At 57.3% G+C, this 23,974-nt stretch carries 20 protein-coding genes and 2 pseudogenes; 4 read left to right on the top strand and 18 right to left on the bottom strand.

All coding sequences use genetic code 11. The annotated features are described in order from the left end of the window. Positions 1–15 precede the first annotated feature (15 nt). The 6 genes and pseudogenes from ACZRMO_RS10010 to ACZRMO_RS09985 form a co-directional block, all read right to left on the bottom strand. Entirely contained in the window at positions 16–810 is a 795-nt protein-coding gene (locus ACZRMO_RS10010; RefSeq protein WP_102879484.1) for an IclR family transcriptional regulator, read from the bottom strand. Positions 811–923: 113 nt separating this feature from the next. Further along, positions 924–1,529, bottom strand: a complete 606-nt coding sequence (locus ACZRMO_RS10005; RefSeq protein ID WP_102879483.1) for a sarcosine oxidase subunit gamma — start codon at positions 1,527–1,529, stop codon at positions 924–926. A 1-nt stretch (position 1,530) separates the two neighbouring features. Next, positions 1,531–4,428: a 2Fe-2S iron-sulfur cluster-binding protein gene (locus ACZRMO_RS10000; protein WP_197880422.1), complete on the bottom strand. Its 2,898-nt coding sequence runs from the start codon at positions 4,426–4,428 to the stop codon at positions 1,531–1,533. Next, positions 4,425–4,730 (bottom strand): sarcosine oxidase subunit delta, encoded by a 306-nt coding sequence (locus ACZRMO_RS09995; protein ID WP_169905043.1) that lies wholly within the window; start codon positions 4,728–4,730, stop codon positions 4,425–4,427. The genes ACZRMO_RS10000 and ACZRMO_RS09995 overlap by 4 nt, the downstream gene beginning before the upstream one ends. 24 nt (positions 4,731–4,754) lie before the next feature. Next, positions 4,755–5,522 (bottom strand): annotated as a pseudogene (locus ACZRMO_RS09990) (FAD-dependent oxidoreductase); the annotation flags it as partial. A gap of 223 nt (positions 5,523–5,745) precedes the next feature. Next, positions 5,746–6,825 carry an alcohol dehydrogenase catalytic domain-containing protein gene (locus ACZRMO_RS09985; protein ID WP_169906557.1) on the bottom strand — a complete coding sequence of 360 codons (1,080 nt, stop codon included), beginning with the start codon at positions 6,823–6,825 and terminating at the stop codon, positions 5,746–5,748. A 71-nt stretch (positions 6,826–6,896) separates the two neighbouring features. On the opposite strand from ACZRMO_RS09985, the gene ACZRMO_RS09980 reads away from it, so the two are divergent. After that, the gene (locus tag ACZRMO_RS09980; RefSeq protein ID WP_102879481.1) at positions 6,897–7,868 is read left to right on the top strand and encodes a LysR substrate-binding domain-containing protein; all 972 of its coding nucleotides are present in this window, start codon (positions 6,897–6,899) and stop codon (positions 7,866–7,868) included. Between the two features lie 15 nt (positions 7,869–7,883). On the opposite strand, the gene ACZRMO_RS09975 is transcribed toward ACZRMO_RS09980, so the two are convergent. The 11 genes from ACZRMO_RS09975 to ACZRMO_RS09925 all read right to left on the bottom strand — a co-directional run bounded on the left by ACZRMO_RS09975 (position 7,884) and on the right by ACZRMO_RS09925 (position 19,892). After that, positions 7,884–9,341, bottom strand: coding sequence for an aldehyde dehydrogenase family protein (locus tag ACZRMO_RS09975; RefSeq protein WP_102879480.1), 1,458 nt, complete (start codon positions 9,339–9,341; stop codon positions 7,884–7,886). A gap of 42 nt (positions 9,342–9,383) precedes the next feature. Further along, complete coding sequence (locus tag ACZRMO_RS09970; protein WP_102879479.1) at positions 9,384–10,481, bottom strand: NAD(P)-dependent alcohol dehydrogenase; 1,098 nt, start codon at positions 10,479–10,481, stop codon at positions 9,384–9,386. A 267-nt stretch (positions 10,482–10,748) separates the two neighbouring features. Further along, on the bottom strand, positions 10,749–11,501 hold the full coding sequence (locus ACZRMO_RS09965; RefSeq protein ID WP_102879478.1) for an SDR family oxidoreductase: 753 nt from the start codon (positions 11,499–11,501) through the stop codon (positions 10,749–10,751). A gap of 44 nt (positions 11,502–11,545) precedes the next feature. Then, the gene (locus ACZRMO_RS09960; protein ID WP_102879477.1) at positions 11,546–12,979 is read right to left on the bottom strand and encodes an aldehyde dehydrogenase family protein; all 1,434 of its coding nucleotides are present in this window, start codon (positions 12,977–12,979) and stop codon (positions 11,546–11,548) included. After that, the gene (locus tag ACZRMO_RS09955) at positions 12,976–13,710 is read right to left on the bottom strand and encodes an ABC transporter ATP-binding protein (RefSeq protein ID WP_197881983.1); all 735 of its coding nucleotides are present in this window, start codon (positions 13,708–13,710) and stop codon (positions 12,976–12,978) included. Before ACZRMO_RS09955 ends, ACZRMO_RS09960 begins: the two co-directional genes overlap by 4 nt. After that, positions 13,707–14,447 (bottom strand): ABC transporter ATP-binding protein, encoded by a 741-nt coding sequence (locus ACZRMO_RS09950; RefSeq protein WP_102879476.1) that lies wholly within the window; start codon positions 14,445–14,447, stop codon positions 13,707–13,709. The genes ACZRMO_RS09955 and ACZRMO_RS09950 overlap by 4 nt, the downstream gene beginning before the upstream one ends. Continuing rightward, positions 14,444–15,385, bottom strand: coding sequence for a branched-chain amino acid ABC transporter permease (locus ACZRMO_RS09945; RefSeq protein WP_102879475.1), 942 nt, complete (start codon positions 15,383–15,385; stop codon positions 14,444–14,446). The genes ACZRMO_RS09950 and ACZRMO_RS09945 overlap by 4 nt, the downstream gene beginning before the upstream one ends. Beyond that, positions 15,385–16,287: a branched-chain amino acid ABC transporter permease gene (locus tag ACZRMO_RS09940; RefSeq protein ID WP_102879474.1), complete on the bottom strand. Its 903-nt coding sequence runs from the start codon at positions 16,285–16,287 to the stop codon at positions 15,385–15,387. Before ACZRMO_RS09940 ends, ACZRMO_RS09945 begins: the two co-directional genes overlap by 1 nt. Continuing rightward, positions 16,284–17,564, bottom strand: coding sequence for an ABC transporter substrate-binding protein (locus ACZRMO_RS09935; protein ID WP_197881981.1), 1,281 nt, complete (start codon positions 17,562–17,564; stop codon positions 16,284–16,286). The genes ACZRMO_RS09940 and ACZRMO_RS09935 overlap by 4 nt, the downstream gene beginning before the upstream one ends. A 397-nt stretch (positions 17,565–17,961) precedes the next feature. After that, positions 17,962–18,951: a zinc-dependent alcohol dehydrogenase family protein gene (locus ACZRMO_RS09930; RefSeq protein ID WP_102879473.1), complete on the bottom strand. Its 990-nt coding sequence runs from the start codon at positions 18,949–18,951 to the stop codon at positions 17,962–17,964. Between the two features lie 77 nt (positions 18,952–19,028). Next, positions 19,029–19,892: an NmrA family NAD(P)-binding protein gene (locus ACZRMO_RS09925; protein WP_102879472.1), complete on the bottom strand. Its 864-nt coding sequence runs from the start codon at positions 19,890–19,892 to the stop codon at positions 19,029–19,031. Positions 19,893–20,127: 235 nt separating this feature from the next. On the opposite strand from ACZRMO_RS09925, the gene ACZRMO_RS09920 reads away from it, so the two are divergent. The 3 genes and pseudogenes from ACZRMO_RS09920 to ACZRMO_RS09910 all read left to right on the top strand — a co-directional run. Beyond that, positions 20,128–20,550, top strand: coding sequence for a winged helix-turn-helix transcriptional regulator (locus ACZRMO_RS09920; protein ID WP_102879471.1), 423 nt, complete (start codon positions 20,128–20,130; stop codon positions 20,548–20,550). A 140-nt stretch (positions 20,551–20,690) separates the two neighbouring features. Then, positions 20,691–21,755: an NADPH dehydrogenase NamA gene (gene namA / locus ACZRMO_RS09915; protein WP_102879470.1), complete on the top strand. Its 1,065-nt coding sequence runs from the start codon at positions 20,691–20,693 to the stop codon at positions 21,753–21,755. Positions 21,756–21,890: 135 nt separating this feature from the next. After that, positions 21,891–22,448, top strand: a pseudogene (locus ACZRMO_RS09910) (zinc-binding alcohol dehydrogenase family protein); the annotation flags it as partial. Positions 22,449–22,616: 168 nt separating this feature from the next. On the opposite strand, the gene ACZRMO_RS09905 reads toward ACZRMO_RS09910, so the two are convergent. Further along, a complete protein-coding gene (locus tag ACZRMO_RS09905; protein ID WP_102879468.1) occupies positions 22,617–23,885 on the bottom strand; it encodes a tyrosine-type recombinase/integrase in 1,269 nt (422 codons plus the stop codon). Positions 23,886–23,974 lie beyond the last annotated feature (89 nt).

Raw genomic sequence — 23,974 nt, 5'->3', positions numbered from 1 at the left:
TAGAGAGTGGCTTTTTTACGGTGGCCCTTGTTGCTTTTGGTAACCTAGCTCGCTGCTAATGCTAAAGCTGCAATCCAATAATAATTCTCGATATTGCGTTTCAATCCCGTCGGGATCCATTACTGCATCGGGCCCAGACAGATTAATAGCGGCCACTACTTTCCCGCTATAATCTTTGATTGATGCTGCAATAGCTGTCGAATAATCGGACCGATGCAGTACCCAGCCTCGTGCTCTGTCTTCGGCAATCAAGCTTTGTAATTCCACTAGTGTACGGGGTGCTGGGTTCGGATAGTCGTCCAGACGGATGTGTTGATAAAGTTGTCCTAGCTCTATTTCGCCAAGTGAGGTTAGAAGCATACGACCCATTGCGGTACAGTGGCACGCAATGCGCGTGCCCACAGGAATATTCACCGAGAGCCGCTGGGCGGCGAAGGCCCGATATAGATAGACGCTGTCACTTTGCTCACGAATGCTTAGATGGCAGGACAAAGATGTGCGATCACGCAGCTCGTTTAAGTGCGGCATCGCCACTTCGACTATATCGCGGCTGGCCAGGTAACTGAAACCATCGCTGATGACGCGAGCGCCGAGTTCGTATTGAGTGTTGTGTTTGTTCAGATAACCCATTTTGGTCAGAGTGAATAGGATGCGGTATACCGCCGAAGTGCTGACCCCCAGCCGCTCAGCGATTTCCTGAATGCTTAGGATGCGTGTGCCGGCGTTGAACATGCCCAGCACACTGAGCCCACGGGTAAGAGCGGGGACACTGTAGTCGGTGTCATTGTCGGGCGTTTCGGCCATTTTCATCCGGGCGTCTCCTTGATAATAGCCCTAGTACTGCCCGTAGCGGTCCGGCTTGCCGGCAGTGAGGCTTTTGAAACCGCTGCCGCCGATAAGCTGTGCTGATAAAGGAGTTGAGTTCACTGGAGTGCTTCAATCTCCAACACCTGCCCATCGAACTCGGTAACGGCATCCATCACTGCGTCCTTGAAATACGCCAGCGACGCCCGGTCGAAGAGGATCTGGAACGCCGGTTGGTCTTTCGCTCCCAGGTTGATCACGATCACGTTGATGCGGGCCGCCGAGGTCTGCGCGACAGCGCCCGGCGGAAAGGCAGCGGGGCGCAGGTCGACGCCACAGAGTTTGGCCATGACTTCGGCAATGCATACGCCACTCAAGTGCAGCCAGGCGTGACTGTCTTCCCGGGGCAATAGGTAGTTGGCGCTGTGATCCAGCTCCCAGCGCGCTTCCTCATCGGCGATGCGTTCGCCACGGTCCTGAAGACTGCCGAGAATCAGGTACTCAGTCTGCGACAGGCGTGCCACATGGCTGCCATCGGCCTGAGTGACCGCCCGGTTTGGCTCATCCGGCAGGTTAAAACCTCGCGCCTGCAAGTAATCGGCGCTTTGTTGACCGCGAAAGCCGACCCTCGGTACTTCGGTCAGATCGACCAGCACGCATTGTTGTAAAGCGCCGAGCTGAAGCGGAGCGGGTTCGATGTATGTTTCTGTGTTGAGGCTCGACATGTCAGAGCTCCTGGCGCTGGTTTTCAGGATCGAAGAAAGGCAGTTTCACCACCGTGGCCTGGACGATCACGCCGCCCTCCACCCGAATCGGAATCTGCTGCCCTGGCTGGCTCTGATCGAACGCGGCATAGGCCAGGCCGATGATCGTGTCCAGGGATTGCGAGTACTCGCAGGAGGTCACGTTGCCGCTGATGTCCGGACCGCGGAGCACCAGATGGCCTTCCAGCGGTTGCGGGCTGGTCTTGGGCAGCGTGAAACCCACCAGTTTGCGTTTCTGCGGCTGGGCTTCGAGGATGTCCACCGAGCGGCGTCCGACGAAGAACGGCTTGGTCCGGCTCACCGCCCAACCCATGTCGATCTCTCCGGGATGGGTCATGCCGTCGGTGTCCTGACTGATGATCACGTGGCCTTTTTCCAGGCGTAGCAAGCGTTGGGTCTCGACGCCGAACGGGCGGATATCCAAAGCCTTGCCGGCTTCCATCAAAGCGTCCCACAGCTTCAGCGCATGGCGCGCGGGAAGGTGAATTTCATAGCCCAGTTCGCCGACGAAACCGACTCGTAGCAAGCGCGCCTTGATTCCCGCCACCGTGCCCTGACGCACGCCCAGATAAGGGAAGCCTTCAGCGGACAGGTCCAGGTCCTGGCATACCTTTTCCAGCACTTTGCGCGAATCCGGCCCAGCCACGTTGACCGCCGAAATCGCCGCCGTGACGTTGGCGATGTCCACATCCAGCCGCCACTGTGCGTTCCACTTGAGCATCTGCTGATAAATGCGATCAACGCCGCTGGTGGTGGCGGTGACGTAAAAATGGTGCTCGCCGAAGCGTGCGCACACACCGTCGTCGATCACCGCGCCCTGTTCGTTGGTCATTAGCGCATAACGGGAGCGACCAATCGGTTGCTTGAGGAAGGCGAAGGTGTACATACGGTTGAGCAGTTCGGCGGCATCCGGGCCGCGCACGTCCAGACCGCCCAACGTCGAGACATCGATGATGCCGACCTTGTTGCGCACGTGCAGCGCTTCAGCCTGCATGCACGCGTCGCGCTCGCTGGCCTTGCCGTAATACGCGGGACGCTGCCAGATGCCGGCAGGCATCATCTTCGCCCCGGCCTCCACATGCCGTTTGTGCATTGGCGTCTGGCGGTACGGATCGAACGCCCGCCCTGCGACATGGGCGAGTTTCTCGGCTTCAAAAGGCGGACGTGCCGTGGTGACGCCGGTTTCGCTGACGCTGCGTTGCGTCGAGGCGGCAACCAGCCGTGCGGTTGGCAGCGCCGAATGACGCCCTTGGGACGGGCCCATGCCGACCGTGGAGTAGCGCTTGACCAGCTGGATGTCGCGGTAGCCGATTTTGGTGGCATTCACTATGTCACGCACCTGCAGGTCTTCATCGAAGTCGACGAAGTCCTTGCCCTTGGGGTGTGGGAAGATCGGCCATGGGAAGTTCACCTGCGCTTCCGGGCGCATCGCCAGCGGCCTGGCAGCGAGTTCCAAATTCAGCGCCATGACGATATTGGCTGCAGCGTGAATTGCATCGGCCAGCACGTTGTCCAACGCGTGATAACCGTGGGCCGAGCCTGCAACGGTGAGGTTTTTCGGTAGACCGCTGAGGGTGAATTCCGCCAGTTGGTCATCGTAGGCCAGCTTGCCACCCGCCTGGCACAACAACTGATAGACCGGCATGTAGCCGCCGGACATGCACAGCAGATCGCAACCCAGAACCAGACCGCTGCTGGCCACCTGGCCTTGTCCGGTGATCTTGCGAATGTCAGCGCCGCTGACGTGGCGCATCCCTTTTTCGTGCAGCGCCTCAAACACGGTGCTGCCCAAGTGACAGACCACGCCGCGCTTTTCCAGCGCCAGTAGCAGGCTGCGGTCGGCGGGGTTGCTGCGCATGTCCACGAGCGCTACCACGTCAACGCCCTGATCGTGCAAGTCCATCGCCGCCAGGTAGCCGTCGTCGTTGCCCGTCAACACCACCGCGCGTTTGCCCGGCTTGACCGCGTACAGCTTCATCAGGCGTTGCGCGGCGCTGGTCAACATGACGCCGGGCAAGTCGTTGTTGCGGAAGATCACCGGCTGATCGAACGAGCCGCTGGCGATCAGGCATTGCGTAGCCCGCACTTTGTACATGCGCTTGCCCTGAATCACCGGCAGGTAGTTGTCAGTGAACCAGGCGTTGCAGGTGGCTTTTTTCAGCACGCGAATGTTGGCGTGGCCTTCGACGGCGCTGACCAGTTCACGACGCAGGGTTTCGGCGCGGGTGCCTTCGAGGTCGAAGCGGGCGTACGTCAGCGAGCCGCCGAGGACCGGCTGTTGCTCGATCAGCAGCACCTTGGCGCCCGCGTTGGCGGCAGTCAGGGCGGCCTGAAGACCGGCCGGGCCTGCGCCGATCACGGCCAGGTCCGCGAACAGATAGGCTTTGTCGTAATACTCGGGCTGGAATTTCAGGTCGAGCACGCCCAGGCCGGCCTTCTTGCGAATGATCGGCTCCCAGAGTTTCCACGCGCCCTTGGGCTTGTAGAACGAGCGGTAATAAAAGCCCACCGGCATGAACTTGGAGAACTTGCCGAGGTAAGCGTCCTTGTCGTTGTCCAGCGAGCCGTTGAAGTTCTGCCCGGTGACCTGCACGCCGTTTTCCAGCAAGTGACTGTCGGCCAGCACGTTGGGCTCGCTTGGCAGCTGCACCAACGTGTTGGCGTCTTGCCCGGCCATGGTCAGGGGGCCGCGTGGGCGGTGGTATTTGAACGAGCGAGACAGCAGAAAGCGGCCGTTGGCAAGCAGGGCGCTGGCGATGGTGTCGCCGGCAAAGCCCTGATACGGATTGCCATCGAAACTGAAATCGAGTGGCTGATTACGGTCAATCAGCAGCCCCATGGGGGCGGGAAGGCGGCTCATCGGGTGGTCTCCCTGGGGGCAACAGCGGTGAATTCCACGCGGGCGTTGAACAGTTCTTTCGGGTCGAAGGTGCGCAGGATTTCGTCGCTGCCGGTGTGGCGCTCGGCCAGAAACCAATAGCTGGAGGGGTTGTGCATCCACCATTCGCGCACCACGCCCAGAGTGTCTTCGCTGTTGAACACGTAATCGGCCCACTCGGCGTCGCTGCAGGTCTGAGGATCGGGCATCTGCTTGAACTCGCCGCCGTAGGTGAATTCGCTGATATTGCGCGGCCCGTTGAGCGGGCAAGTCATGACTTTCATGTGTCTCTCCTGGCTCAAGGGCGGTCAGTGACTGGCCGCTGTGGCGCCCATTTCGTTGACTTGCTGGAAGGTCGAAAAACGCTCCAGACCGAAGGGTTTGATCAGCTCCGGCACCTTGCCGCCGCTGGCCACGAGCTCAGCCATGGTCTTTCCGCAGATCGGCGTGGCCTTGAAGCCCCACGTGCCCCAGCCCGCATCGAGGTAGTAATTCTTCACCGGCGACAGGCCCATGATCGGGCTGTAATCCGGGGTCATGTCGGTGATCCCGGCCCACTGACGCATGAGCTTGGCGTTGGCCAGGAACGGGAACATCTCGATGGCGTGGGCCAGCAGGCTTTCTTTCAGATCCAGCGTGGAGCGGGTGTTGAACAGCGGGTAGGGATCGGAACCGCCGCCGAAGACCACTTCGCCACGGCTGGTCTGCTGCACGTAGCAGTGCAGGGCAGAGGAACTCACCAGCGGATCGAGGAATGGCTTGAACGGCTGGGTCACCATGGCTTGCAGCGGGAAGGTCTGGATCGGCGAGCGAATCCCGGCCTTCTTCATCAGTTGCGAACTCATCCCCGCGACGGCCTGAACCGCGCAGCCGCACTGGATCGTGCCGCGATTGGTTTTGACCGCCGTGATGGTGCCGTTTTCGATGACCAGTTCCTGCACTTCGGTTAGCTGGTGAATCTCCACGCCGTGCTTGGCCGCCTGCTTGGCGTAACCCCAGGCCACGGCATCGTGGCGCGCCGTTGCGCCGTCGATGTGCCACAGCCCGGCGAGCACCGGAATGTGCCCCGGATCTAGAATGATCTTGGTGCCGCCAGGCTTACCGCCGTGGTAGACATGGGAAGCAGGGTGATCTTTGAAGTAAATCCAGGTGGTGCTTTTAACAAACGGGGTGGTGGGCAGGCCTTCCGACTCAAGGGCCGCGACAGTCAGCTCTTCGGCCAAGGCGTCGCGTGCCGAATCACTGAAGGTGCCTTCGGGGCTGTTTACGTAGATAAGAGGCATTGAGAAAATTCCTGATTCAGTCGAACTTGGTGATGATGACGTAACCGTTGGTATCGAATTTGGGCATCCTGTCCATCACGGACTGGACGTCTTCCAGACTGACTTGCTCGGTCACGTGCTGGCTCGGATTGAGTCGGCCTGCGTCGATCATTGAAAGCAGCTTGGCGTATTCAGGCTGCGGATTGCCCAAGCTGCCGGCGATCGACCATTCGCTGAACACAAGCTTGTCGATCGGGATGGTCAACAGGCCTTTGTCTTCTTCGCTGGACAAGCCCACGGTCGCCATACGGCCACCCTTCATCAGGCTTTCAAGGGCTGTCAGTGTGGCGTTGCTGACCCCGACCGCGTCGATCGATGCGCTAACGCCAGTGCCGTTGTTCAGTGCACGCACTTTCTCACCGGCCTGTTCTGGGGTCAGGCCCGAACTGTTGAGGGTCGCGACGGCGCCAAGCTTGGCAGCGGCCTTGAGCTGAGCTTCACGTGTATCGATACCGATCACCTGGGCTCCGAGCGCAACCGCGATCTCAACTGCTGCGAGACCAACACCACCCAAGCCAACAATCGCTACCTTTTCGCCACCTTTGACATTGGCGCGACTGGCCACCGCTCGGTAGGCCGTCATGTATCGGCAGCCCAGCGCTGCAGCGTCGAGCTCCGTAACACTCTCAGGAAGTGGAACGCAGTTGAGCGAGGCGTTAGGCACTCGAACGTACTCAGACCAACCGCCTGACCCTTCCAGCATGAAAGGCCATGAGGCGTCGTCGCAAATATTCTGAGAGCCCTTGCGGCACTGTGGGCAGCATCCGCACGCGAAGTTGAACGGGACGCTGACACGGGTACCTGCGGTAAGTCCTTTGACGCGTGAGCCGACTTTCTCGACCACTCCGCCAATTTCGTGACCCAGGGTTGTTGGCATTGGCAGCTTCAAACCCAACCAGGCCCAGTCGCCATTCCACAGATGCCAATCGGTACGGCAAATCCCCGATGCGGTGACCCGCACGAGGGCCTCGTCATCACCGATTTCCGGGATGTTCACTCGGCAGATCTTTAGCGGTTCTCGTAGGGTGTCTACTCGAACAGTACGCATGGTGGTCATGTTTTTCTCCATCTGTAATGCTGGTGAAAAAAGCATAGCGAGCACACATAGATTCGACTAGAGTGAACATTATGAAGAGCGAATTCACTTTAAATGAACTTAGGAAAATGGATCTCAACCTGTTGGTAGTGTTGAGCGTCTTGGTACGTGAGCGCAGCGTCAGGCAAACAGCGGCGCTTTTGCATGTGGGATCTCCCGCGATCAGCATGTCGCTGAACCGGCTTCGAGAGTTGATGAATGATCAGCTCTTGGTGCGAACGGGGAGGGGCATGGCACCTACCCCCAAGGCGTTGGAGCTGGTGACGCTGATCGATCCATTTCTGCAAGACCTTCGATTGGCACTTTTGGAACGAGGGCATTTCGATCCAGCCACCGTCACACGTGTGGTGCGATTTGCGATAGCCGATGACCTGGAGGCGGCGCTGCTTCCGCGCCTCATTCGTGCGCTTCAGGAGCAGGCACCCGGCGTTCGACTGGTCGTCAGAGACGCTGACTACCACTGCATCGACAAAATGCTGCAGTCGGGCGACGCGGAGGTGGTGCTGGCTGCATTACTGCCAGAACTGCAGCTCAGAGAGCCTTGCCAAATCCTCTATGAAGAGGGGTTTGTGGCGCTGTTTGACCCCAAACAAATCGTGTTGGCCGCTCCCATAGGACTGGATGAGTACTTAGCGACCCCGCAGCTGCTGATCTCGCCTCGTGGTGAGATCTGCGGAATGCTTGAGCCTCAACTACAGGCGCTAGGACGCACCCGAAATGTCATTGCCACATTGGCGAGGTTTTCAACGCTGCCGCTGGTGCTCAAAGAGACCCCCATCCTGTGCAACGTACCTTCCACCACAGCACACTTCCTGGCCGACCATTTCGGACTGGCCATAAGCGCTCTGCCGTTCAACTCCTCCCGATTCAATATCGGGATAGCGTGGCAGCATGTGTTGAATCAGGATCCGTTCACTCGATGGTTCACATCACTTGTGAGCGAGCTGATGATGGAGCTAAGGGAACAATCACAAGCCAATCAGGCCCCAGCGCAAACACGCTGAGGCCGCGTCCGGGGCCTATTTCTTGAACATGTAGCTCTTGGTGTTGGTGAACCCAGCCAGACCTTCCTGGCCGTTCTCAACGCCCATCCCGGATAGCTTGTGTCCACCAAACGGAATGTCAATGCCGTGGATGTGGATCTCGTTGACCCACACTGTCCCGGTTTCCATTCGCTTGGCGACCGCGATCGCGGCAGCGCGATCGCCACCCCATACAGAACCTGCAAGGCCGTAAGGGCTAGCGTTGACCCGAGCAATTACATCTTCCACATCGTCAAACGCAATGACGGGCAGAATGGGGCCAAACGGCTCCTCCTGCACAATGCGGCTATTCTCGGGCGGGTTGTCCACAACGGTAATCGGAACAAAATTGCCGGCCAGGCTCTGGTCAATAACACCGCCTAGCGGAACGTTGTAGCCCTGCTTGCGGGTATCCTCGAACAGGTCAATCAACTTTTCGTACTGCATACGGTTCTGGATCGGGCCCAGGTCAGTTGACTGATCCATCCCGTCACCCACCTTGACCGTCTTGGCGTACTCCACAAAGGCTGCTGTAAAAGCCGCATGAATGCTGGAGTGCACGTAAAGCCGCTTCACGGCAATGCACCACTGCCCAGAGTTGCCAAACGCTGCCCAGAACAAGGGTTTGACGATCGATGGCCAGTCAGCATCGGCCAGTACCACAGCTGCATCGTTGCCGCCCAGCTCCAATGTGATGCGCTTAAGATTGGAGGCGCCGCTGGCCATTACTTTCTTGCCTGTCGCGGTGCTGCCGGTAAAGCTGATCTTGGCGATAGCGGGGTGTTCTGTGATGATCTGTCCGAGTTCATTGCCCCCGGACAGCACACTGAGCACGCCTGGCGGCAACACAGACTGGGCGATCTCACCAAAGAACAGGGAGGTGAGAGGCGTGTAGGGCGACGGCTTCATCACCATGGTGTTGCCGGTGATCAGGCATGGCGCCACTTTCCACAAGCCAAGAAGCACTGGGAAGTTCCAAGGAGTGATCGCACCCACCACGCCCAATGGCGTGTGGTGAACTTCGACGACGTGCTCCGCCGTATCTTCGATCACCTGGACTGGAATTTCGCGCTTTGCCACTTCCCGAACCCAGTAGATCGCAGCTTCCACCTCTGACTTTGCCTGACTGTGCTTGGGCTTACCCTGTTCCAGTGTCAGCAAGGTAATCAGCTCATCCTGGCGGGCTTCGAGCGCGTCAGCGTATCGCAGGATGTAATCCGATCGGGTCTGCCAAGACAGAGCAGACCAGCTCTTGAACGCCTGAGCCGCAGCCTGGATGGCCTCTTCAAGCTGCTGAGCAGAAGCCTGGGGCGCCTGAGCGATGACCTTATTGTTAGCAGGGTTCAAGACGTCGAAGGAGCGGTCAGCGTCGACCAGCTTCCCATTAATGGATAGGTGGAAAACCGACGGCAATCCAGCCGCTTGGAGCAGATCCAACGAATGAGCAGTATTCATTATGCAATCCTTCTTATTATCTTCGAATGAGTAGACACATCCTCAAGGCTTCAGGATGGGCTTGAGCACGACACCGCTTTCGGAGTCGGCTACGGCCTGATTGATGTCTTCAAGATCGTAGTACTTCACTAATTGATCAAATGGGAAACGGCCGGCGCGCCATAGCTCAATCAGCTGCGGGATGAACACGTGAGGAACGCTATCGCCCTCGATGATGCCCCGCACGCTTCGACCGAAAAGCAGCGTGTTCATGTCCAGCGATACCTCGGCGCCCAGTGGAGCAGCTCCCACAAGCCCGCACACGCCCGGAATCGACAGGCAGTCGACCGCTTGGCGAAGCACTTTAGGGCTGGAGGTGCATTCAAGGCTGTATTGAACGCCGCCATCAGTGATCTCGCGGATGCGATCAAGCGCGTTGGTAGTGCCTGCATTGATGATGTGGGTAGCACCCAGTTCAAGTGCCAGCTCCAGGCGGCTATCATTCATGTCAATGGCGATGATGGTAGTGCAGCCGACGGCTTTGGCCGCCATAACGGCTGCAAGTCCTACCGAACCCGCTCCGAACACGGCAATGCTGCTACCAACGCCCGGTTTGAGCGCATTCATCACAGCTCCAGCACCCGTCTGGATGCCACAACCCAGCGGGCCCATCAGCTCCAGAGGGACATCCTGGGCGATCTTGATCGCATTGCGCTCTGATACCAGCGCATGTGTGCCGAATGAGGACTGATTGAAGAAACATCCACAGACAGTACCGCCATCCCCGCCTTTATAAGGGCTGGTCCCATCGGGCCGATAGCCGCCGAAATTCTGTTCGTAGAACTGAGAGCAATACCCGGGCAAGCCCTTCAAGCAGTTCCCACAGTGGCCGCAGCTGGCATAGCTCAGAACCACATGGTCGCCGGGTTTGAGGGTTTTCACCTCAGAACCTACCGCTTCCACAACCCCGGATCCTTCATGCCCTAACACGAGAGGAAGTGGGACAGGGTAGCCCTGATCTCTGACCACCATATCGGTGTGGCACACACCAACACCGACGATTTTTACGAGCACTTCGTCCTTACGTGGAGCCTCAAGCGTGAGGGTTTCGACCACGAAAGGAGCTGATTTTTGACGAACGACTGCCGCTCTGATTTGCATATTTATTATTCTCCGTGCGCCCCAGGCCAACTTGTTGGTGGTTTTGAAAAATGACAAGGGCGCGGCTATCGCCACCATGCATCAGAATTGGCGTAAGTTGAATCTGCATTCTGAAAAGGGGGTGTTAATCCAGGGCGAACGCTAACTGGCCGCGTTGAGCGAGCTAAATTCCAAGCATTGCGCTTTGAGTGCATGAAGAGTCCAGATGAGTCATTGAATAATCCCGAGGCACGCAGTCGTGGGCGGGCGCCCCGGGATTCAATGCATTTACACCACTCGGCCACCGTCGACCGGAAGTTCAACGCCGTTCAGGAAGGCGGCGCCGTCTGTTGCCAGGAACACTGCGACAGCCGCGATATCATCAGGCTTGGCCAAGCGACCTAACGGGATGGTGGAAAGAAACTTCTGGCGGTTCGCAGGCGTGTCCGGCATACCCATGAAGTCTTCAAGCAGGGCTGTCTCGCCCATGACCGGGCAGATGTTGTTGACCCGAATGCCGTCTGGGCCCAGCTCTACAGCCAGGGACTTGGACAGCAGATTCACAGCGCCTTTCGAGCCGTTGTACCAGGTCAGACCAGGGCGCGGGCGAATACCGGCAACCGAACCGACGTTGATGATCGAGCCGTTCTTGCGCTCGCGCATCAGTGGCACGACGGCCTTGGTCATGTGGAAAATCGATTTCACGTTGACAGCGAAGACTCGATCAAAGGTTTTTTCGTCAACGTCCATCAGTGGCTGATTGCGATGCGTTGTCCCTGCGTTATTGACCACAACATCGGGAACGCCGAAGGTCTTGACGCAAAGATCCACTGCTGCTTGAACCTGGTCTGCTTGAGTGACGTCGCAGGCAGCGGCGATCGCGTTGGCGCCGAGTTCATCGGCCAGTTTGCTGGCAGCTTCGAAGTTGATATCCGCGAGGACGACCTTGGCGCCTTCCTCGATGTAGCGACGTGCGATGCAAGCGCCGAAGCCGCTTGCCGCGCCGGTTACGATGGCGACTTTATTATTGAGCTGTGCCATTTTTCTCTCCGTTACCATTAAGAATCTGATTGTTCGATACAGGCTTAGCCGTGGTGACTGACCACGGTCTTGGTGATGCTGAATTCATCCAAGGCGAGGAGGCCTTTTTCACGCCCGTGCCCGCTTTTGCGGATACCGCCGAATGGCAGCTCGACACCGCCGCCTGCTCCATAGCAATTGATAAACACTTGCCCGCCTTCCAGGCGTTTGGCCATGCGCTGCTGACGTGCACCGTTTTCGCTCCAGATCGATGCAACCAGGCCATAGTCAGTGCCGTTGGCCAGGGCCACAGCATCGTCTTCGTCATCAAATGACAACGCCGCGAGCACAGGGCCGAACACTTCTTCACGCGCCAGTTTGTGGTCGCGTGGAACGGGGCCGAACAGAGTCGGACGCACGTAGTAGCCGCCTTTGGGCAGATCGTTGTCCATGGCACCTTCTGCGATCACTGGCAGATCGGAGTCCTTGCACTCCTGGATGAATTGGTTGACCCGGCCAAATTGAGCTTTGGTGATGATTGGGCCGCAGTCTGGCGCGGTCTCAGGCAGTCCGACACGTACTTCACGGAACTTGGCAGCTACGCGTGTGATGACGTCCTCGTAGACCTCTTTTTGAATGAGGACACGGCTACCAGCAGAGCAGGTCTGGCCTGCGTTCTGGATGATCGCTCCCACGATCACAGGCACTGCCTTGTCGAGGTCGGCATCTGCAAACACCACCTGAGGGCATTTACCACCCAGCTCCAGCACGCATTTGACGTGGTTGACGGCAGCAGCGGTTTGAATGGCGACTCCGACATCAGGAGAGCCGGTGAAGGTGATCAGGTTGATGCCTGGGTGACCCGCCAGCGCGGCGCCCGCTTCGCGACCATAGCCGGTCACGATATTCAGCGCACCAGCAGGCAGACCGGCCTCTGCGGCAATCTCGGCGAAGCGAAGCGACGTCATGCATGCATCTTCTGCTGGCTTGACGATCGATGCGTTGCCCATGGCCAACGCAGGCGCAATCGTACGCCCGAGCATCTGAGCCGGGTAGTTCCAGGGGATGATGTGACCCACCACACCACAGGCTTCTCTGACCACGCTGACCGTGTAGCCAGACAGGTACGGAATTACCTCGCCATGGACTTTATCGGCTGCACCACCGTAGAACTCAAAGTAGCGTGCAAGCGCCTCGATATCCTTGCGGGCCAGGGCAATAGGTTTGCCCGTGTCCTTGGCTTCGATCTCTGCCAGTTCCTCAATGTTCGCCAGCACGCCGTTGCCGATACGAACCAATATGCGGCCTCGCTCGGTAGCGCTCATCCGACCCCAGTCGCCATTGACTGCACTGCGCGCGGCCTTTACTGCCAAGTCGATGTCTTCAGGCATGCCCCGGGCGATTTCGGCATACGCCTCGCCAGTGACAGGTGAGTAGACAGGAATGCTCTGCCCGCCGGTAGCAGGGACTTTGCGGCCGTCGATGTAAAGCGTGCTCATGATTGTGCCTCCATTGGCAGATGGTTAATTGAGTCGGAACCAGTTTCGCGGCTGGTATTGAGGACAGGTGACAGCTCCCCCCGCTCGATGTGCAACACATGGTCAGGGACATCCTTTAGCAGGCTGCCGTTTGATTCAGTCACGACGATGCAGAGGTCTGGAAGACGCTGCTGCAGCTGTTTGAGGGCGTTGCTGTACTCGGTCGCGAGGGCAGGTGCCAAACCCTGAAATGGCTCATCCAGCAAGATCAGCTTGCTGCCGATCATAAGCGCTCGACCAAGGGCAGCCATTTTGCCTTGGCCACCTGATAAGGCTGCGCCAGAGCGGTTTAGCATGGGCTTGAGCTGAGACACGACCTCAAGCGTCGTCGCCAATCGTTCATCAACCTCACGTTTGTTCATCCCCGCAACCTGGCAGGGCAGGCGAAGGTTTTCTTCAATTGAAAGGGTCGGGAACATCACGCGCTCCTGCGGCGCGTAACCAATGCCCAGGCGTGCGCGGCCATGGGCTGGCACACGCGCAAGGTCAGCGCCTTCGAACAGGATTTGCCCTTCCTTGGGCTTGATGAGGCCCATAATCGTACGCAGCAGGGTCGTTTTGCCCGCGCCATTTCGGCCTACCACGGCGATGATGTTTCCTTTATTCAGATCAGCGTTTACGCCTCTGAGAATAGGTACTCGGACGATGTCGGCGCTGACGTTGGCAAGGTGGATCAGGATGTCGTTTTTCATTCGCCAAGCACCTCACGCTGGATGAGCGGATTGCTCAGTACACTGGCAGGACTACCGTCAGCAGCGACCGCTCCACTGATCCAGGCAGCCACGCGGGTTGCGTAACGCTTAACGATATCCACGTCATGTTCGACGAAGATCGCGGTGACCTTCTGGTCGTCCAGAGCACGCATGAGAATCTCCATCACGCCATGCTTCTCTTCTGTCGACACGCCACTGGTGGGTTCATCGAGGATCAGCAATTTGGGCTGAAGCATGAGCGACATGCCCACATCCAGCAGCTTGCGCTGGCCTTCAGGAAGGTTGTTGCACAGCTCATCCTGTCGATCGCACAGACTGATCAGATCAAGCATCCGATCGATTTCTACTGCGCTGCTGCCGCCAGCCAACGAACTCCAGGAAGACAAATTCTCAGCACGCGCGACTGCGGACAGCTGCAGGCATTCGCGCACGGTATGTTCAAGGAACAACTGGGGAAGCTGGAAAGACCTTGCCATGCCCTGTCTGACGATTTTTCGCGGTGACTGGGCTGTAATGTCACGGCCGGCGAAGCTGACCCGACCTTTGCTAGGCTTGAGCAGCCCAGTGCAAATATTGATGAAAGTCGTTTTGCCCGCACCGTTCTGGCCAATCACTGCCAGGCGCTCGCCCTGTTCCAGGCTGAAGTTGATGCCGTTTGCCACCACCAGTCCGCCAAAGGCCAGCGTCAAGTCATGAGTCTGCAAAAGCGCTGTCATGCTGCACCTCCGATGAGGCGTTTACGACGATTCATCAGACCGGTAATGCCTTTGGGCAGGAAGTAGATAATCACGATCAGGATGGAGCCCAACACGAGCTGCCAGGAACCACTGACCAACGCGGCTGCATACATCTTCAAAAACTCGTAAAGGATCGCCCCGACGAATGCGCCGACTGCGTGACCGGCACCTCCCAGGATGGCGATGAAGACGAACTCACCAGACCGAAGCCAGTAGCCCATCTCGGGTGTGACCAGACCTTGAGAGAGGCCAAACAACGACCCTGACAGGCCACACAGCGAGGCCGACAGAACGTACCCTTTCCAAAGCACCTTCTTGGCCGAAACCCCGAGGTATTCCAGGCGGGTTTCATTGGTCTTGATGGCGGCTAGGGCTTGTCCACCGCTGGACACAAAGTAGCGCTGTACCCCCCAGATAGCCGCAAGCGAGATCGCAACGACCAGTACCAACAAGGCAATCTCGAATGGGTCACGGGTCAGTTCAAACCCCAGCAGTGTCGGGCGGTTGATCCGCAATCCATCAGTGCCGCCTGTGACCGCGTAGAACTTGCCAAGGACGGTGAACAGCACCATCGAGATGGCAAGGTTAAGCATGCCGAAGAAGATCTCCCGGTAGCGAACAACGAACGCACCAATGAGCATCCCCGCGACCACACTCGCCAAGGTGCCAAGCGCGATTAGCAAGACCCCGTCCATGCCTGGGAAGCGATGCCCAACAAAGGCCACCACGTATCCAGAGATACAGGCGTACATGGCGTGACCGAACGAGATCTGTCCGGCTTTGAGCAGAACGACAATGCCCAACGCGGCCAAGCCGTAGCACAGCGACAAAATCAGGGGAAGCTTGAGCCAAGGGAATGTCATTGCCAGACCAAGGATGACAACGACCGCTGCAGCATTAAGTAGGAGAGCGCGCATCAGATTTTCCTCGCCTGAACGACAGTGAACAGGCCTTGAGGCCTCGCCAGCAACACCAGAACCATGATCAGGTAGGGCATGACGACTTCAAATTCGGGGGCAAGGTACACGCAGAAAGAACGTGATAGCCCAATCAGCAGGGCGGTGATCAGTGCCCCCGTTATTTGACCCAGACCGGCACTTGCGACGACTGCGAACGACAGTACGATCATGTCCGCGCCGATACCCGGCACCAGTGACGTGGTGGGTGAAGCCAGTGCTCCGCCCAAGGCCCCCAGGACTGCGCCGACGACAAAGGTTAGATAGGCGATGCGCCGAGCATTGATGCCAAGAGCTGTCGCCACTTCTCGGTCATGGGTGACGGCGATGATCTGCCGTCCCATTAGGGTGCTGTTCAGGAACCACTTGAGGAGGAAGTAGACCGCCATCGCCGCGCCTGGGACGAAGAGCAACTGGTAGTTCATGTACACCACGCCCAGCAGTTCAGATGTCCCCATCTGGTTGACGACATCCGCCACAAAATAAGGCTGCGTCCCCCAGATCATCCTTTGCAGATCCTCAAAGATCATGAAGGTGCCATAGGTCACCAGGAGCTGGAGAATCGGGTCGCGATCCTGGAACTGCCTGAGCAAAAGCATCAGTACCGTACCCAGTACAATCCCCACCGCGATAGCGCCTGTGACCAGCAGCAGTACGGATGCCACCGCAGATTCCGACCCCTGCCCAAGCCATAGCCCCAAAGACGCTGCACCATAGCCACCGAACGCGTAGAGGCTACCGTGTGCCACATTCAGGATGCGCACTACGCCAAAGATGAAGGTCAGCCCCAGTGCAACCAGAAACAGCAATCCGGCGTAAGACATGCCGTCCAGCATGGCCAGGATGAAAATATCCCGGCTCATTGCAAGGCGCTCACAGGTTGAACCTGGTCAAGCAACGCTGGCGTCACGGTCTTGACCCACAAAGGGGACTTTTCACCTGGCGGCGTCGTGATCTTGTCGGCAGGGACGATCACGATGTCTTTCAACACTTTGAATTTGTAGTCGGGACTTGAGGTGGTGATGCCAAAGAGCTGAGATTCCAGGCCCTGCCCGTCTTCTGGGCGTATGCGGATCTGACTGGTCAGCCCCCGAAATTCGAGCCCCTTGAAGGCATCGGCCAACTGTTCCTCATTGGGCCATTTGCCGCCGTTGGCCTGGATCGCCCTCAGGTAGGCCGCCTTCATGCCGTCGAGCGCCTGCACCATGTGGTACACCGAGTAGATCGGGTAGGTGCCCGTGCGCTCGTGGTATTTGGTGACGAACGCCTGATGCCGGGCATCCTTGGCGTATTGGGGATTCAAGAAATAATGGTCGCCGCGCGCACCAATCAGGACGCCATCAGGCAGCGTATTACCAAGGCGCTCAAGTGAGGTTTCGCCCAGGGCCAGGAAAAACTTAGAGGTCTTCAGCAGGCCTCTCTGGCTGGCTTGGCGTACGAAGGTATCCAGGTCGCCTCCCCACGAGGTGGTGAGCACGACTTCTGGTCGCAAGACCTGCAGTCGGCTGACCTCGGCAGAAAAATCAGAAGCTCCGAATTTGGGGAACAACTCAGCAACGACTTTCACGTCTGGTTTGAGCTGCTTCAGCACAGCGCTGAAGATTTCCCATGAGTCTCGGCCCCATGCGTAATCCTGGTTTACGACTGCGATGGTTTTGAAATCAGGATTGACCTTTAGCAAGTAAAGGACGCTGGCAACCATTTCGGTGACTGCGTTTGCCTGGGTGCGAAAGACATATTTGTAAGAATGGCCTTCGAGTGCTTTTTCTGTCCCACAGTCCCAGAGAATGTTCACAACCTTCAGGTCTTCAGCGACGGGGGCGAGTGTGTTGCAGTTACCGCTGGAGATCGAGGCGATCATCACCTTCGCACCCTGTTCCTGCACGACCCGGCGGTATTCAGATAAAAGCCGATCACCCCCTACGCCCTCGTCAACGTAGACAGGATCTACCTTGACGCCATCAATACCGCCGGCTGCGTTGAGTTCTTCTATATATAGCTCGGCTGCAGCCTTAGCCGGCATGCCAAAGACTGAGGCGGAGCCGGACATAAATGTCGTGATGCCGATTTTGACGGAGTCAGGCTTATCGCCTTCGGCGTACGCAGGTAGCGTAGAAAGACCCACAACCGCACTGGTCATGATCCGCACGCACATCAACTTGAGTCTGGATGGGGACATAGGAGGTATCTCGATCGGCTTTTGTTGTTTTTATGAAGCTGTGTGCCGAGGATGCGCCGGGGAGGCCGTTTACGGAATTTGCAATTTGGTAAGAGGGTGTTTAGCAAAACAAAACGCGTCGCGGCATAGCGCACATGCGGCTCCCAGCGCCTATTGGGGTCTCAGGGTAGTTTGACGGCTTTGGGATAGGATGGGATCTTGCTTAGAAAGTCGGGTTAAATACATGTGAGGGCTAAGGCATTCATGAGCAATTAATGCCGGCTTAAAGTCCCCGTCCGGCTTTAGTGACACCGATATGGTGCTATTCACCATTCAAACTGCGCTGGCGACGAAGCCACCAGACGCGGAAGAATAGATCTTAGATCTCGATAGCTATCTTGCCAATTTGTGCGTTCGACTCCATGAACCGGTGGGCGTCGACGATTTGAGCAAGCGGGAAGACCTTTGCTATCAATGGACGCAGCGAGCCGGATTGCAGGCCCTTGGTGATGAATGCTTTAGCGCCGTCCAGACGTTCGGGGTCTTGAGTGATTTCAAACAACTGGTATCCACGAATGGTCAGATCTTTGCCAAGCACTTCCATCACAGGGATGCTCATGTCTGCTGTATCGAGCGCTCCGTACTGGAAGAAAATTCCGAGGTAGGAGAGTGCTCGCAGGACATTGGCTACCTCTGGTCCGCCCACTGGGTCAAACGCCATGCGGGCACCTGCGCCTGCGGTGATCCGGTTCACTTCGGAGACGAGATCCTGTTCCTGTGTCGCAATAACGTGGGCGGCTCCCGCGTCCAACAACGCTTGGCGCTTTTCACTGGTGCGGGTTAGCGCGACCGGAACTGCCCCCAGAATGTTTGCAATCTGGATGGCCGCCAACCCTACGCTGCTCGACGCTGCGCGAATCAGAACGGTGTCACCCTTCTGCAGATTCCCGATATCAACCAGAGCACCGTATGCGGTAACGAACTGCATCCAAGTACCGGCGGCTTCTACGGATGTCATTCCTGCTGGCTGACGAACTAAAGCGTGCACCGGGGCAACAGCGAGTTCGCCGTACATGCCGTAGTCTGCGAACGAGAAAGCGGGGATTACATTCACCTCATCGCCCACAGCATACTCGGTGACACCAGGCCCAACGCTCTCGATTGTACCGGCTGCTTCGTAACCGAGAGTGGCGGGCATCTCAGGGGTAAAGGTGTACTGGCCGAGCCGATACATCGCTTCTGCTCGATTGAGGCCAAGAGCCTTAACCTTGATACGAACCTCTCCGGCGTTTGGGCTACGCACATCAACGTCATCAATCTGAAGCACTTCTGGGCCGCCGATACGGTGGAAGCGGACGACTTTGGACATAATGAATTCCTCAAGATAAAGGGCGGACACATACTCGCTCTGGACGTATGCGCCGGCCTGAAGGGTTGCGCCGGCTATTACGCCCGCTCTGCAACCAATTGCGAGATGGCTTCGTTCAACGTTGTCGAACCTTTGCGCATCTCGATACCGCCGCCTTCGAAATCAATCCACCCTTCATTGAAACCATTGATCATTTGAATGCGGGGAAGGGGATTGGTAGCCCCTTGGGATCGGAAAAGTGGCTCCCATTCGGAGCGAGGTATAACGTTGGTTGTTACTCGATGACCGAATGCGAGTGAGAGGGCATTTTCGATGTCCTTAGCGGAATAACGTGATGGGCCCTCCAGTTCCACAAACCTTGCCCCGTCCCACTCCTCATGCAGCAGTTGCGAAACCGTGGTGCCAATGTCGCGGATAGCAATCATGGGAATGGGGTGGTCGGCAGGCTGGAGAAAACTGTTGATGTTGCCGACGCGGGCGTCGCTCAAGTCCCAGGATGAGTTCTCCATAAACCATGCCGCACGCACAAAGGTGATTGGCAGGTTCAAGGTTCGAAAGCTCTCTTCGGACATCTTCAAATTGTTGAGCAGGTTCACGCGCTCGACGTGGGCGCCTACCGTAGACAACACGACGACTTTCGCTGGTTTCGCCTTATCCAGGGCTTCACGCACCGAGCGGTTTGCCTCGACGGTATCCGGGAAACCGGGTGAGGGGTCATAGTTGGGTGGCATCAGGATGAATGCACCGTCCACACCAGTCAGCGCCCGTGTCATGGCCGGTATATTGCGATTATCCGTGACGGCGACTTCACACCCGCGAGCAGCCCATACCGCACCTTTGGCAGCATCCCGGACGATCACTCTGACCTGCTCCCCGGCATCCAGCAATGCGTTGGCAACAGCTCTGCCAACTTGGCCAGTTACACCCATAACTGCAAACATTTGCACCCCCAATCATGAATACCAACATGAATCTCAACGAGAAAAAACCTTGGTCGGCCGCTCACGGCCGCCGACCTGTAGCGTGTATTCGCCCATCATTTTCGGTCGTTTGAGAAGCGAGGCGGGCCATTGCGCTCACTCGACATGCGCATGTTAAAGTTATGATCGTCACCGCGTATATGGCATTTATTTGCACGTAGTGCCAAAAAGCGTACTACCCAACTGAGGATGATGTATGACCAAGCTTAGGAACTATGACGGCGCACCGGGGTGTTCCATCGAAGCCGCGCTTCACATAATGGGCGGCAAGTGGAAGGGGGTCATCCTTTACCACCTGCTGCTGGATGGCACGCATCGATTCAATGAGCTACAACGGCGCCTTACCGGCGTACCGCCGAGATTGTTGATCAAGCAGCTTCGGGATATGGAAGAGGATGGACTTGTGGTACGCAAGGTCTACCCAGTGGTACCACCTAAAGTTGAATACTCGCTAAGCGACGAAGGTCGGAGCCTTGAGCCTTTCATCTTGGGATTATGCGGTTGGGGAGATGCCTGGTTGAAACGTCGGGGTATGACCACAGCAGCGCAGATGAGAGCGGACGAGGATGCTGCAGGGCTGAAATCAGATGCACCGTGCTTAGCTGAAGAGCAAGGGTAGGGCAGTACGCTTAAGCGTACTATATGCAAATTTTCGCAGTATTTACGTTTCTGCCCACTCCGATAGGCTTGTTTGCAAACGGGCATTTGACTGGATCGAGAACTCCAGCCTAGCCCTGAACAACCCTCGGAGGATTGATTTTGTCCGCAAAACTTTTTGAACCAGTAACCATCGGTGGCTTGACACTTCGCAACCGGATTGCGATGTCACCAATGTGCATGCACTCAGCCGATGATGGATGCGTTACGGATTTCCATACCGTGCACTACGGTGCTCGAGCCCTTGGTGGCGCAGGTCTCGTATTTCTGGAAACCACTGCCATTATGAGTAATGGAATGATTGGCCCTGGCGATATTGGGATCTGGGACGACGTCCAAGTTCCAGGGTTAGCCGAGCTGGTCAAAACTATTCAGCGGTTTGGGGCGAAAGCAGGCTGCCAGTTGGGGCATGCAGGCCGTCAGTTGGGTGTCCCAGGCCCATCCATCGCACCTTCGGCCATCTCGTTCACTGCCGATTCACCTGTGCCGCAGGCACTCGATCTGGCAGGAATCAAGCAGGTGGTAGAGGCTTTCCGACAAGGCGCACGCCGTGCTCATGAGGCGGGCTTCGACGTAGTGGAAGTGCACACTGCCCACGGATATCTGCTCAATGAGTTTCTCTCGCCACTCGCGAACCATCGCACCGACGAATACGGTGGCAGCCATGAGAACCGCTATCGCATCGTCCGTGAAGTGATCGATGCCGTTCGCTCCGAGTGGAAAGGCCCATTGTTCGTCCGGATCTCGTCCACCGACTACACCGAAGGCGGTAACACACCTGAAGACTTCCTCATCTACGGCAAATGGATGAAGGAGCAGGGCGTAGACCTCATCGACTGTTCGTCAGGCGGTATCGCTATGGTGAAGGTAAAGGCTTTCCCTGCCTACCAAGTTCCAGCGGCTGAATTGCTGCGTCGTGAGCTTGGGATCATGACAGGCGCCGTCGGTCTGATCGAAAGCGGCCGCCAGGCTGAAGAAATCGTACAGAACGGTCGGGCAGACATTGTTCTGGTTGGCCGTGACATGCTGCGAGACCCCTTCTGGGCCCGCACCGCCGCAGACGAATTGCGAACGGCTATCCCGGTTCCTCCGCAATACACCCGTTATGGATCGGTATGGCAGCGCAGCCAACCGCCGGTGCCATCAGCACCAATGACCGAAAGCTGATCTGCCCACAAGTACAACAGGCTTGATCCAATTTACCCCTGATGCGCCACGCAGCGTTCAGGGGTTTTCTCCATCCGAATTTATCCAGGTCGTTTTCTTTGTTGAAGCGGCTCCTTACCGACTTGAAGGAATAACATGAAAGCCATTGCATTCACTCAACATGGTCTGCCAATCGAAGACCCCAATTCGCTGATGGACATGGATCTGCCAAGGCCAACTCCAGGCTCGCGTGATCTATTGGTGGAGGTGCAGGCCATCTCAGTCAATCCTGTCGACACCAAGATCAGGGCAGGCTCCGCGACTACTGAACCCAAGGTGCTGGGTTGGGACGCAGTGGGAGTAGTCCGTGAGATCGGCGCTGATGTAACGCTGTTCAAAGTCGGCGACGAGGTCTTCTACGCAGGCTCTATTTTGCGTCCTGGTAGCTACAGCGAATTTCACTGCGTGGATGAGCGTCTCGTTGGTCATAAGCCTAAAACCATCAATGCAGCTCAAGCAGCAGCATTACCTCTCACGTCTATTACCGCTTGGGAGTTGCTCTTTGACCGCCTTGGCGTTGCTGAAGGGGGTGGAGAGGGGAACAGTTTACTCATCATGGGGGCTGGGGGCGGAGTGGGCTCAATCCTCGTCCAATTGGCTCGCAAGCTAACCAAAATGACAGTTATTGGAACAGCTTCACGGTCTGAAACGAACGCACCATGCATCCATCCACACGAGCCATCCTTCAGGCGTCTCTGCCTCTTCGATTTTGATCATTTCCTACTTCGGCAAGAAGGGAAACCCCTTAGATTTCAATGGGTAGGACGCTAGATGCGAGTCTCGTTTCCCGCTACAATCTCCTGATTTGTATTCGCTGTATCGTCAATCTGTGGTTATTCGCGCCGCGTTTTGACGCAACTGATCTAGGTAGTTCGCCCATTGTTGGGCAGCCTCTCGGCGTTGCGCCAGCAATTGAGCCCGTGCATACACTGCCCCGAGCGCACCCGGCATTCGGTGAGATAACGAAAGTTCGAGCACGATTGGATCGATACCCAAGTGCTCGTGGGCAATGGTTCTGTAGGTCGCGCGAAAGCCGTGGGCAGTAATGTTGTACTCCGGCCAGATACGCTGAAAGGACTTGAGCATGGAGGTCGGATTGATGGGGCGACCCGGATAGACCGGCGAGACGAACACCCAGCCTTTGCCTTCTTCATCCACCACGCGGGTTCTATGTAGCTCGCGTAACAGAATCAAGGCTTGCTCAGGCAACGGCACGATGTGTTTGCTCTTGTCCAGATGCTTGGTCTTGCTCACCACATAACGCCAATCGGCGCCCACCAAGTCGACATCTTCCCATCGCATCTGCACCAGTTCGCCTGGGCGGACGGGCAATATGACCAGCAGGCGCATTGCCGCGGCAACGCTGCCGTCGCTGCAGTCATCAAGGCGTAGAAGAAACCTGCCCAGGTCGGATGGCCTTTCGATCGCCGGGTTGCTGGTCACAATGTGGCGAATCTTCAACTCCTCAATGTTGCTGAGCGCCACGTTGCGCTCCACCCAGCCGCGACCTTCGGCAAAGCCCAGAACGGCACGTATGATGGTGCGCACGCGCCGGGCCATGGCCATGGTGCGCTGGCGGCGCAACTCAGTGATGATCGTAGTGATGTGTTCCAACTTGATCTCGCTGACCGGTTTATTGCCGATAGCGGGCAAGATGTGGTTATTCAGCGCGCCACTAAACCCCGAGATGGATTTGGGCACCAGTTCCGCAGACTTAAATGCTAACCATTGTTTGGCCACATACGCGAAGGTGCGCTCTTCGTTGAGCAGCTGTGCCTCGATCTTCGCGGTCTTGGCTTTGAGGGGAGCAATGTGGTTGGCTACGTCGCGGCGTGCGCCGCGGGCAATGTCGCGTGCCTCCTTCAGACTGATGTCAGGGTAAGCGCCAATGGAGAAGCGGTTTTCCTTACCATGCAGCCGATACTTCAAGCGCCAGAATTTGGACGGGGATTTACCGGCCCTGCTCGACGCCCTTACCTCCAAGTAGAGGCCAGGGACTTCGCCGTCGGCGTGCTTGCCGGGCTCAGTCAGCGAGCGGATGAAGGCATCGCTGAGTTTTCGTTTGAAAGCAGTAGCAATATCTGGCGGCATCGGTGGGGGCATCCTTTTTAAGGAACCGAAATTTGCCCCCAATTATGCCCCCATGAGCTCTGGAATCCACTGGATTTAGACAGGCGGCG

It is taken from the genome of Pseudomonas sp. B611 (assembly GCF_055407965.1).
The sequence above is the reverse complement of the archived record's forward strand: the minus strand, read 5'-3'. Positions and strand labels throughout refer to the sequence as shown.